The following is a 10,660-nucleotide window of genomic DNA, read 5'->3' on the forward strand; positions in this document are numbered from 1 at the left end:
TGACGAGAATTTCTGGCGCGAGCATTCCGAGAGCCCCGGGGCTCTCGGACCCGACATGCCAGTCGCCTGAAACCGCCCAGCCATCTCGCCACGAATGCTGGCTGCGCGCACCCGTCCGCACTCGCGACGCAACTCCTGGTGCTGCACTGTAAATCAGACCACGGACAGTCGCCTGATCGTCGCGGCATAGGAATCGAGGATGTCTAAGATCTCGCGGTGCTGCCACACGCGGTTTCGGTTCCTGCCGGTACTCTCGAGAAGGACTCCACGGTCGGTCAAGGCGTCCAACGCACGAAGCGCCGCCATCTCCCCCAAACCGATACTGTCCATCAGGTATCTGGTGTTTATCACTGGTTGACCGATGAGCACGGGCAGGATCCTCCACGCCGTGGCATCGGAGCGCAGCCCCCGTAGTTTTCGACGAGCGTCTTGCAATTGCTCGGCAAGGTCATCGACGAGCTGAGTTCCCGTCGTCGCAGCGATTCTGCTGGCAGCAGCAAACTCTCGGATGATTGGCTCGGCGTCACCCGTGCGGAACGCGGTGAGCGCAGCAAAGTAGCGCTCCATATGAACAAGGAGTCCGGCCGAAATCGGCACAGCGGTCGAGCCCACGAGCCCTTTGTTGCGCAGAATCGACTGCGCGAGGGCGCGACCCGTGCGACCGTTGCCATCTGGGAAGGGGTGGATGGTCTCGAATTGGGCATGCGCGACGGCCATCTGCACAAGCACAGTGAGGTCCTCGCGCGCAATGAACCCCACCAGGTCAGCGATCATCTCCGGAATGCGGCCATGGTGCGGAGCGACAAAGTCAGCCAGCCTGGGGCCCGCCTCACCCGGCCCGATCCACACCTGCTCTGAGCGATAGCGACCTGCATCATTTTCAAAACCGCTCTGATGGATCATCAACGCGTGGTGCATAGCGAGAATCGACCGCTCGTTGACATCGTCCGAGAGTTGCAGCGCAGCCTCCATCGCACGGACGTTACCGATGACGGTGAGTGCGTTTGCTCTTTCAGTCTCATCGATTTCAGCAAGAGCGAGCTGCTTTGCCGACGTTGTCAGCTGCTCAATCTGCGAGCTCGAAGCCGACTCCGTGCGCAACAAGATTGCCGCCATCGGCCCGAGAGCGGGATTGTCGCTTCCCAGTCGGCTCCGCGCATGCCTGTCGAATTCAACGAGCGCTCGTGTTGCATCCTCGACGTCAGCCGCGACTTCAGCGGGAATCCGAGGTTTCCACCCGATGATCGGCGCAGTGACCGTCACTTCGTACAAACCCGTCTGGCGCAAAACTTCAGCACGAGAGTGCATCTCAGGCGCCCGAGGTTTCCACTCGTATGTCGCATACGAGACTGCGTCGATGGGGATACCCATGTCAGCGGAAGATGCGGGCATGGGGCAACTGTACCAACACTTATGGGCTTAAGTGTTGGTAAGTCGTGGTGCCACCCTGCGGCGTCTCGCTGGCCCGGTTGGGCCCAGGCCTGGACTTGCTCTGGTGAATAGTCAGCCGCGGCAGTCCTTGTGATCGCCGTCGCAAAGCGCCGCTACTCCGAAAGCGACCGGCTGAGAACAGACAGCGTTACTGCGCGCGCCTTGCGTGCTGCGTCTCCGCGACGTGCCGCGAGCAGCGCCACTACCGACTCGGTGACGAGCATGAGGGCGGCGCGTGAGGTGTGAACGAGTTCGTCTCGGAATGAGTCATCGATCGGCGCGACCACGAGCGTCACATCAGCGCGCTCGGCGGCGGCAGAACGCGGAAACGACGTGATCACCAGCACGGTCGCCCCGCTGGCTCGCGCGGCATCGATTACCTCAAGCGTTGCGCGGTTTGCTCCTGAGCCCGAGACAACAAGACACGCGGAGCCTTTACCGAGCTGGGCCGCCGTGATCTGCTGGCCCATGGTGTCAGACATATACTCGGCGGATCGCCCGCTCGACACCAGCCGCATCGCAAGGTCAAGACCGAGTGGGGCCGATAGACCATTCGCTGCTACGAGAACCCGGTGCGACTCGTCCAAGACCCGCACGAACTCTTCTAGCGACTCCTCAGTGAGGGCAGAGGTCGTTTGGCTGAGCCTGCCCGCGACGCGGTCAATCGACGCCCTCACGGCACCGAGCATCGTTCCATCCGAAGCATCCGGCGCTGACGGCCCGCCCAGGGCCACTTCACGCGTGAGCGCGACGCGTAGCTGAGGATAGCCGTCGTAGCCCAGCGATTGCGCCGTACGAATCACCGTAGCCCGCCCGACCCCGACAAGGTCGGCGATCTCTTGAGCGGTGCGTTCGATCGCATTCTCCGCGTCACCCGCTATTGCCTCGGCGACGCGCCGCTCACTGGGTTGCAGCGAAGGAGCGAGCATCGCGACCCTCGCGGTAGGGGGTACGTCAGCCGACCCTGTCCACATCGCGACTCCTTGTTCTCTTCGGTTTGGCGGGCGCCTTAGTCGACGTACGTGCGCCATTCATGATTCGACGTCGAATTGCTCCAGAAATAGCATCCATCAGCATTGTCACGACGATGACCACGATCAGCAGCATCCCGACGGTATCCCACTCGCGGAAGTTGGTGTAGTTCGCGAGCATCGTGCCGATACCACCGGCACCGACGAGGCCGAGAACCGCAGAGGTGCGAATGTTGATCTCGAACCGGTACAGCGCGAACGACATCAATGTGGGCGCTGCGGCGGGCCACAAGGCCCAACGCGTTACCTCGGTGGTACCACCGCCCGCGGCGCGGACCGCTTCGGACGCCCCTTCTTGTACAGACTCAACTGTTTCATAGACCCACTTACCCTGTGTTCCGATACCTGCGAGGCCGAGGGCTAGAGCACCCGTGAACGGGGTGAGGCCCGTGATGGTCAACAAGATCAGGGCGATGATCACCTCAGGAACGGCGCGGATCACTGCGAACAGCCAGCGAAGCGGCAGACGCACCCACACGGGCCCGACCGACCGGGCGGCCAGCATGCCTAGAGGAATGGACACGACCACACACATGATCGCCCCCACCCACGCCATCGAGATCGACCGCCACATCTCGAACAACGCGCGCGGCAGCTTCTCCCAGTTCGGGTCTTCAAACATCAAGACGGAGTAGTGCCACACCTGGCCTGGGACAGAACCTAGATCGCTCCAATCAATGGGCAGACCTGTGGCCGCTGCGAGAATGATCACCGCGGCAACGACTGCCCAAAGCGTCGGAACCAAACGTGACGGACGCGGTGGGAGGGCGAAGTCTGTTCGATGAAGACTCATACGAGACGCCTCCGGAGTGCGTTAGACGCGATTTCGATCAGGATCACCACGACAAGAATTTCGAGAATGATGATTGAGACGTCGTCATACGCATAAAACGCGCGTCGTTCGTCGAGAAGTCGACCGATGCCGCCAGCGCCGACGATTCCGAGGATGGCTGAGATGCGCACATTGAGTTCGAGCGTGTAGAGCCACTGGTTGGCAAAGAGTGGCCACGACTGCGGAAGCGCCGTCACACGGTTGATTTGCGCCTGCGTGCCGCCGGCGGCGTGACCCGCCTCCTTATAGTTGTGGTCGGCCGAGTCGATTGCTTCAGAAACCAGCTTCACGATGATGCCGATGTCGAACAGGAACAGCGTCATGAGGCCAGGCAGAGCACCGACGCCGACCATCGCGACCAAGATCGTGGCGTAGACGAGGTCGGGAACCGCGCGCACAATGTTGATGACCGTGCGAACGATGTTGCGGGTGAGAGTGTTCGGATTGGTCGGAGACGCCGCCCACAGCGTGAGTGGCACCGAGACAATCGAGGCCGCGACCGCGCCGACCACCGCCATCTGCAACGTCTCGATCATGGGCCCGATGGTGCGCGGGATGAACGAGAAGTCGGGCTGGAACAGTTGCGCCATCAAGCCCGAGCCGTTGTCCCAGTTGCGAACGAGCGCACCGAAGTCGAGGTTGATGCCGCCGATAGCGGGGAGGCAAGTCGCGACGGTAAAAGCAGTGAATGCTGCGACGATCAGGGCGACGCGCAGGCGCGCCGTAGGTTTGGGTGGAAGCGTGAACTCGCGAGTGGGTGCACTCACGAGCCCAGCCGATCGTCTGGCTGGATCGGCCTGCCGTAGATCTGCTCGAAATCCTTCTCGGTGGCGTCTGCTGCTGAGCCGTCGTAGACAATCTCGCCGTCACGCAATCCGATCATTCGCGTCGTGTAGGTGCGTGCAAGGTCCATCAGGTGAATGTTGACCAGCACAGTGAGGCCAGCATCGGTGTTGATGCGACGCAAGTCGTTCATCACGGTGTGCGCGGTCGGTGGGTCGAGGCTGGCAACCGGCTCATCGGCGAGCATCACGCTCGGCTCTTGGGTGAGCGCCCGAGCGATCGCCACGCGCTGCTTCTGACCGCCCGAGAGCTGGCCAGCGCGAATCCACACTTTCTCAAGCATGCCCACCGACTCGAGCGCGCCAAGTGCGAGCTCACGGTCGTGGTGAGTGGTGATGCCGAGCATCGTGCGGTAGCTCGGCGTATGAGCGAAACGACCGACAAGCACGTTGCGATAAACACTCGTGCGATCGGCGAGGTTGAATCCCTGAAAGATCATGCCAATGTGCCCGCGCAGGCGACGGAGCTCGCGGCCTCGCATGCCTGTCACCGTGTGCGGTCCGACGGCGACAGTGCCGCTGGTCGCGCCCACCAAACCGTTGATCGTGCGAATCAGGGTCGACTTTCCCGAGCCGGAAAGCCCGACGACCGAGACCATCTCGCCAGCGGCGATGTCGAGTGACACTCCGCGCAGAGCGCGGGTGCCGTTGGGGTACGTCACCGACACGTCGTCGAGACTTATGGACCACGACGCAGAGGCCGAGGGGTGAGCCCCGGCCTCCGCGCGATGCGGGTCAATGTGCATGCATCGACTCTTTCAGTGAGTTGTTCAGTTCGAGAACTGAGCGAGGATCTCGCCGTAACGGGCGATCTCGTCTTCAGCGATCTCGCTGGTCCAGTCCGACAGTCCGACGAGGTCGAACATCACGGTCGCCGCTTCTTCGGACGAATCGGCGTAGCCGTCCATCAGCTCGGTCAGGTCGGTGACGAGGTCGGCAGGCAACGTGTTCGAGACAGCCACGCCACCGTTGGGGATCATGTCGGTGTAGGCGAACGCGACGACCTTCTCGGCAATATCGGGTGCTTCTTCGGTGACCGTGGTGCGAGCGTCCCAGTAGGCGAAGCCGATTTCGGCGTCGTCGTTGTAGACCGCGAGCACCGCGTTGTTGTTGCCCTCGACGGGAACCTGTGTGATGCCTGCGTCGGTGTCGATGCCTGCTTCGCGCATGGCGACGACGGGGTATTGGTAGCCGGCAGGTGACGTCGCTGACTGCAGAGCAACCATGGTGCCGTCGCTGATTTCTGACAACGACTCGAGGCCCGCAGCACCCTGGCCCATGGCGGCCTCGCCGGCCGCTTCGATGCCGTTGCAGTACGACAGCTCGATGTCGCTCGCCGCATAGCTCGCCATCACTGGCTCATCAGCGCAGTACTTGTCCGGGTTATTCGTGAATGCGACAGACGCGTAAGAGGTGGCACCGAAGCGCACGTCCCGAAGAATCAACTCAGCGTCGTAGCGCTCGGTGGCGCTGAAGAGCGAACCGGCGTCGGTGATGATGACCTGTGCCTGGTCGGCGCCAAGAGCCTCAACCGTGGCGGCATAATCAGTGGCGACGACGCCGTTCACCTCGATACCGAGGTTGTCAGACAGATAGGTCGTCAGCGGGTCGAGCGCTTCGGCCAAATCTTCACCCTCGACTGACGGCACGAGCGAGATCGTGATCGACTCGGGCCACTCGGTGACCTCTTCGGTAGATGCGTTGTCGGTGCTGCTGCTGCAGCCGGCGAGGGTGAGGGCGGCGGTAGCCGCGACACCCGCGATGAGCAGGGACTTGCGCATGATCAGTTGGACCTTTCGGGGGACGTGGTGTTCGGGCTGACGGAAGAGGTAGAGGATGCGGCGACCCAGTCGACGATTTCGTCGTAGAGGTCGGCGAGGCTAGCGCCGCGCATCGTGGTGGCAACGGTTGAACGTGACGCGGTGGCGCCGACCAATGCAGTATCGGCTCCGAGGCTGGCCGCTGGTGCGAGGTCAAATTCGAAGATGTCGCCAATAGAAAGAACGGGGCCGCGATCGAGTGCAGCGGTCAGCACCGGCAGGAGGCCATCAGGCTTGCCCACACTGAAGTGCATGGCGTCGAACGCTTCGGCAACGCCCCATGATTCGAGCACAGCGCGAACGCCGCTCCCTGGTGCGTTAGTAGCCAATTCCAGACGCGAATCAGCGCCAACGCGTGCAAGAAACTCTGCGAGGCCAGCTGGCGGGGTGACTGCTGCACCAGCGGAACCCAGGATCGCGCGCGATGCGTCGTATGAGGCGCCGATGACGTCACGCTCGACGCCGTCCGCCACTGCGACACTCGTGACCGCGTCGTACCCGTCGCGGTAGTTGCGCTCTCCGCTTTCGAATGCTGTCAGTGCAGCATCCGCTCGGTCGATGAAATCTCCATCCTGTACTCGTGTTGCAATCTCGCGGGCGAATGCTCTGATGGGGCCATCGCCGAGGGCAAGAGTGCCATCGAAGTCAAAAAGTATGGTGGGGCTCACGGCTCTCCTTCTCATCCGGTCTGGACGTTGCGTCCATAGTCACCCACGAAGATGGACGAAGCGACCGTTCTGCGTAAACAGTGTGTGAACTCCGCCGCGCACGAAGCGCCGTACGCTGGTGCCTTGTGATCGACGTCCTGGATGCTGCCGCTCATCTCTCCGGGATTGATGCCGTAGCGGCACTCGACGAATACCCGTGGCTGGGTGCCGCAATCGACGCGGACGTCGTGGCGCGACGCTTTGCCGAGTGGGGTGCGTCTACCGTCATCGACGAGAACATCGATGCGGCGGTGATCAGTCGAGAGGTCTTCGATTCGCTCCACGACCGCGCTGGGCTATCGGCCCAGTGGCCGGTCGGCAACGCCGGAGTGTTGCACGTCTATGGCTACTTGCTCTCGAAAGTCGAGACGCCCTACGGCCTGAAGCGTGCTCGCTGGATGAACGGAAGCCTCGCCGCCGCTTACGGGTTGCCCACTGACGCTTTTGTTCCGTGGGCATCGTCTCGAACGTTGCTTGAGCGGGCGAGCGAGTCCGCGCGTTCACTGCTGTCACGCGCCGAGTGCATTCGGCGCACGAGCGGCGCAACACTTGCGCTTGATCGCTCGTCACGATCGGGTGATTGGGCGCTTGTTTATGTAGTCGATGGCTTGCTCGTCACAACTTTTCCGGTCGCGTCGGTCGAGCAGATCTTGGCCGATTGGGATGCTGATCCGGAGCGCCTCCGCTGGAATGCGGTGCGCTGAGTGCTATGCGCCTCAGGCGCTCAGATCGCGTAGCCCTCGACGGGGCCCGCTGTGTTCGGCTTCCAACCGAGCGCCGGCGCGACATGCTTCGCGAACGACTCCAGCACATGCAGGTTGTATTGCGCACCCAACTGGTTCGGACCTAAATGTGCTCTTCGTTCAGCAACTTGCGCATTCGATAGTTCACGAGCTTCACTCCCTGCTTGACAGGCTCCTGTCGGTGCTCGATAAAGAATCTATGTCTCTCGAAGAAAGGTCGAGCAGTGATGCTGACATTGGCAGTGAGGCTCGTCGCGTGGAGTTCTCTTGCTTGCCTTTCCGCCTCCTCTAGAAGAGCGCGCGCAACTCCTTGTCTCTGGTGTTGGGGGTCTACAAACATCATGTCGATGTATCCATGCTCATCGACATCGGAAAACCCAACGACCTCACCGTTCGCAGTGGCGACAAAACTATTCCGCTTGCGCATGGCGAGGTGCCACCCCGCGGCATCGCGCTGGCCCGGTTGGGCCCAGGCCTGGACTTGCTCTGGCGAGTAGTCAGCCGCAGCGGTCCTTGTGATCGCCGTCGTGAAAATCCTCAGTGTGCTGATAGCGTCGTCAGCCTGATATGGGCGGATGCTGGGGTGTTGTGGAGTTGTACTCATAGTGTCGTCAGACTATCTAGACCCAGAAGGACGCTGGTCTCAGATCGCGTATCCCTCGACGGGGCCAGCGGTATTCGGCTTCCAGCCCAGCTCAGGCGCTACATACTTCGCGAACGACTCCAAGATATGTACACAATAAGCAACTCCCAATTGATTCGGGATCGTCAACATCAGAGTGTCAGCGGCCATCACCGCCTCGTCGCGGCGCAGTTGCTCGATGAGCACATCGGGCTCAGCCGCATACGTCTTGCCGAACGTGGAACGGAATCCATCGATCACCCCGACCTGATCGCCGTTCTCTTCGCTACGCAACCCGAAGTACGCCCGATCCATGTCAGACACCAGAGGGAAAACGCTCCGGCTCACGGAAACTCGCGGAGTTCCGGTGTGCCCCGCATCTTTGTAAGCCGAGCGGAAAAGATCGATCTGCTCGCGCTGCAGTTCGTGAAACGGTTGACCCGTGGCCTCGGTAACGAGGGTAGAACTCATCATGTTGAGCCCCCTGCGTCCGGTTTCGACCGCGGTTGGGCGCGACCCCGAACCCCACCAAATGTGGTCGCGAAGGGTCGGGGACTGCGGCTCAATCGCCAGGTAGCGTCCCGCCCCCACCATGCGAGGATCCCCTGGAGCGATTCCTTCGCCATCAATAGCGCGCAAGAACAGCTCGAATTTCTCCCTGGCGAGCACACTGCCTCGCTCTGGGTCTTCTTCGTCGACGTAGCCGAACGTTTCGTAGCCGCGCAGTGCCGTCTCGGGTGACCCCCGACTCACGCCCAGCGCGATTCGTCCGTCGGCAATCAGGTCGAGAGCAGCGGCTTCTTCTGCGAATTGGAAGGGATTCTCGTAGCGCATATCGATGACGCCGGTGCCGACCTCAATCCGCTTCGTGCGCGCCGCCATGGCAGCCAGCAGGGGCATCGGCGACGCCGCCTGCCGCGCCCAGTGATGCACGCGCACGGAGGCACCGTTCACGCCTAGCTCGTCTGCACCTTCGGCGATCTCGATCGTTTGCTTCAGCATGTCACCGGCCGTGCGGGTCGCCGAGCCGTGAACGTCCGCGTAGTGCCCGAATGACAGGAATCCAAAAGCCTTCATGATCTATTCCAACGCATAGATTTCAAGCCTATTCCTGCGGCAGCAACATTCCGTGAAGAACCAGCGTGCGAATGCGGGGACCCAGGTCTTCCCACAGGTCTGCCAACGGCACTTCGAAGAGATCAGCCAACGCCGCCACAATCTGCGCCACGGTAAGTTCGCCGTCGCAGGCACCAACAAATCCGGCGAGCGCCGGATCAACGTTCACGGTTCGCCCGAATCCGCCGCCCTGGCGCAGTTCGATAACGCTCGGGTCGTCGTTTCCTGGCAGGAAGTGACGCGCTTCAGTGACGTCTGCCGCGACAACAAGTGTTGCGGGCATTCCTTCCGACAGCGCATCGTGGGCCGCGAGGCCGGCGCCCAGTGCTGCTCCGACGTGTGAGACCTGCTGAGCAACGCGCTCTGTGCGTCGCAGCGGCTCTTCCCCGCCACCTTTGCGCATCAACACATAACCGAAACCGATCGATGTCACCCCTCTCGCATCGAAGTCGTCGAGCCACGCGGCGAGCAACGAGACAAAAGCGGGATCTCTTGGGGTTGTTCCACCATCGCGAATCCACAACTCTGCGTACCCAAGCGGCGACAACTCTTCGCGTTGAATAACCCACAGATCGAGTTCTCTCGGTACCCACGCCTCCAACCGGGCGAGGCCCGAAACTCCGGCTCGAGATTCCCAATTGCCAAGTAGCTGCGCGATGCCGTTCTGTGACAGAAAGTCTGGCGCGCTGAGCACAAATTGCTCCACGAGCGCATCGCCCACCAACCCGCCGTCGCGATACTCGTACGCCGGGACGCCATCGACGCGCGGCGTGATGACGAAAGGTGGGTTGGAGACGATCAGGTCGAACGTCTCCCCTTCGACGGGTTCGAACATGCTGCCCAGGCGAAACTCGATGTTCGTTATGGCGTTGAGCTGCGCATTGAGCTCGGCGAACGCCAGGGCTCGGGCGGAGATGTCGGTCGCCACCACGGAATCTGCTCGCCGCGAGACGAGAAGGGCCTGAATCCCGCACCCTGTGCCGAGGTCGAGGGCGCGTCCTACATCTACAGGAACAACAGTGTCCGCAAGAGTTCGTGACGCTCGGCCCACCCCGAGCACATGGTCATCTGGCAGTGCCGTCTCCAGTGCAACCTCATCGAGATCGCTAGCGATCCACCACTCGCCCACCCCATCGGCGTCGACAAACGCCTGTGGGCGCAACAGCGCCGTCGGAATCACCGTGTCGCCGTCGATGGTTGCGAGCCCCAGCGACACGAGGCCATCTACGCCCACTCGTGGCAATGCGCCGGCTACCGCCGCTCGAAGCTGTGACATTCCGAGCACAAAAAGCCGCCCGAGAGTCGCGAGACCGCCCGAATCCCCCTCGAGAGCGCGCAGGATGGGCTCCCGCATTCCGCGTGCAAGCGCATCGTCTGCCTCCGATCCCCACAGGCGCCTCAGGGGCTCGGAACGAAGGTCCACAGCATCGAGATCCGCGGCGAGCGCGGCACTGAGAGCGGGGCGGGGAACGGGGGCGGGGGCGTCAGACACGGCCGTCACTCTACGCGTCTTCAG

The 10,660-nt window shown here is 62.1% G+C and carries 11 protein-coding genes and 1 pseudogene; 1 reads left to right on the forward strand and 11 read right to left on the reverse strand.

Annotation, left to right across the window (positions count from 1 at the left end; genetic code table 11):
* Nucleotides 1-153 precede the first annotated feature (153 nt).
* The 7 genes from AB0O87_RS03125 to AB0O87_RS03155 form a co-directional block, all read right to left on the reverse strand.
* On the reverse strand, nt 154-1,392 hold the full coding sequence (locus AB0O87_RS03125; RefSeq protein ID WP_363511638.1) for a Fic family protein: 1,239 nt from the start codon (nt 1,390-1,392) through the stop codon (nt 154-156).
* Nucleotides 1,393-1,544: 152 nt separating this feature from the next.
* Complete coding sequence (locus AB0O87_RS03130; RefSeq protein WP_363511640.1) at nt 1,545-2,360, reverse strand: MurR/RpiR family transcriptional regulator; 816 nt, start codon at nt 2,358-2,360, stop codon at nt 1,545-1,547.
* A gap of 25 nt (nt 2,361-2,385) precedes the next feature.
* Nucleotides 2,386-3,255, reverse strand: coding sequence for a phosphonate ABC transporter, permease protein PhnE (gene phnE, locus AB0O87_RS03135; RefSeq protein WP_363511641.1), 870 nt, complete (start codon nt 3,253-3,255; stop codon nt 2,386-2,388).
* Complete coding sequence (phnE, locus tag AB0O87_RS03140) at nt 3,252-4,061, reverse strand: phosphonate ABC transporter, permease protein PhnE (protein ID WP_363511643.1); 810 nt, start codon at nt 4,059-4,061, stop codon at nt 3,252-3,254. The genes phnE (AB0O87_RS03135) and phnE (AB0O87_RS03140) overlap by 4 nt, the downstream gene beginning before the upstream one ends.
* A complete protein-coding gene (gene phnC, locus AB0O87_RS03145) occupies nt 4,058-4,882 on the reverse strand; it encodes a phosphonate ABC transporter ATP-binding protein (RefSeq protein WP_363511645.1) in 825 nt (274 codons plus the stop codon). Before phnC ends, phnE (AB0O87_RS03140) begins: the two co-directional genes overlap by 4 nt.
* Before the next feature lie 24 nt (nt 4,883-4,906).
* Nucleotides 4,907-5,917 (reverse strand): phosphate/phosphite/phosphonate ABC transporter substrate-binding protein, encoded by a 1,011-nt coding sequence (phnD, locus tag AB0O87_RS03150; RefSeq protein WP_363511647.1) that lies wholly within the window; start codon nt 5,915-5,917, stop codon nt 4,907-4,909.
* A 2-nt stretch (nt 5,918-5,919) separates the two neighbouring features.
* Nucleotides 5,920-6,624 carry an HAD family hydrolase gene (locus AB0O87_RS03155; RefSeq protein WP_363511649.1) on the reverse strand — a complete coding sequence of 235 codons (705 nt, stop codon included), beginning with the start codon at nt 6,622-6,624 and terminating at the stop codon, nt 5,920-5,922.
* A gap of 125 nt (nt 6,625-6,749) precedes the next feature.
* Here AB0O87_RS03155 and AB0O87_RS03160 point away from each other — a divergent pair, with 125 nt between their 5' ends.
* Complete coding sequence (locus tag AB0O87_RS03160) at nt 6,750-7,367, forward strand: amino acid deaminase (protein WP_363511651.1); 618 nt, start codon at nt 6,750-6,752, stop codon at nt 7,365-7,367.
* Nucleotides 7,368-7,387: 20 nt separating this feature from the next.
* Here AB0O87_RS03160 and AB0O87_RS03165 read toward each other — a convergent pair.
* From AB0O87_RS03165 to AB0O87_RS03180, 4 genes and pseudogenes are all read right to left on the reverse strand, one after another.
* Nucleotides 7,388-7,507: pseudogene (locus AB0O87_RS03165) on the reverse strand (alkane 1-monooxygenase); the annotation flags it as partial.
* A gap of 2 nt (nt 7,508-7,509) precedes the next feature.
* Nucleotides 7,510-8,010 carry a GNAT family N-acetyltransferase gene (locus tag AB0O87_RS03170; protein ID WP_363511653.1) on the reverse strand — a complete coding sequence of 167 codons (501 nt, stop codon included), beginning with the start codon at nt 8,008-8,010 and terminating at the stop codon, nt 7,510-7,512.
* A 39-nt stretch (nt 8,011-8,049) separates the two neighbouring features.
* On the reverse strand, nt 8,050-9,105 hold the full coding sequence (locus tag AB0O87_RS03175) for an LLM class flavin-dependent oxidoreductase (protein ID WP_363511655.1): 1,056 nt from the start codon (nt 9,103-9,105) through the stop codon (nt 8,050-8,052).
* A gap of 28 nt (nt 9,106-9,133) precedes the next feature.
* Nucleotides 9,134-10,636 (reverse strand): methyltransferase, encoded by a 1,503-nt coding sequence (locus AB0O87_RS03180; protein WP_363511657.1) that lies wholly within the window; start codon nt 10,634-10,636, stop codon nt 9,134-9,136.
* Between the last annotated feature and the right edge of the window lie 24 nt (nt 10,637-10,660).

The sequence above is a fragment of the Microbacterium sp. NPDC076768 genome (assembly GCF_040687205.1).
GTDB lineage: Bacteria > Actinomycetota > Actinomycetes > Actinomycetales > Microbacteriaceae > Microbacterium.

What these genes read in the sequence shown, in the direction of transcription:
- AB0O87_RS03170 (WP_363511653.1), bottom strand. Translation starts at nt 8,010, where the DNA reads ATGAGTACAACTCCACAACACCCCAGCATCCGCCCATATCAGGCTGAC.
- AB0O87_RS03130 (WP_363511640.1), bottom strand. Translation starts at nt 2,360, where the DNA reads ATGCTCGCTCCTTCGCTGCAACCCAGTGAGCGGCGCGTCGCCGAGGCA.
- phnD (WP_363511647.1), bottom strand. Translation starts at nt 5,917, where the DNA reads ATGCGCAAGTCCCTGCTCATCGCGGGTGTCGCGGCTACCGCCGCCCTC.
- phnC (WP_363511645.1), bottom strand. Translation starts at nt 4,882, where the DNA reads ATGCACATTGACCCGCATCGCGCGGAGGCCGGGGCTCACCCCTCGGCC.
- AB0O87_RS03175 (WP_363511655.1), bottom strand. Translation starts at nt 9,105, where the DNA reads ATGAAGGCTTTTGGATTCCTGTCATTCGGGCACTACGCGGACGTTCAC.
- phnE (WP_363511641.1), bottom strand. Translation starts at nt 3,255, where the DNA reads ATGAGTCTTCATCGAACAGACTTCGCCCTCCCACCGCGTCCGTCACGT.
- AB0O87_RS03125 (WP_363511638.1), bottom strand. Translation starts at nt 1,392, where the DNA reads ATGCCCGCATCTTCCGCTGACATGGGTATCCCCATCGACGCAGTCTCG.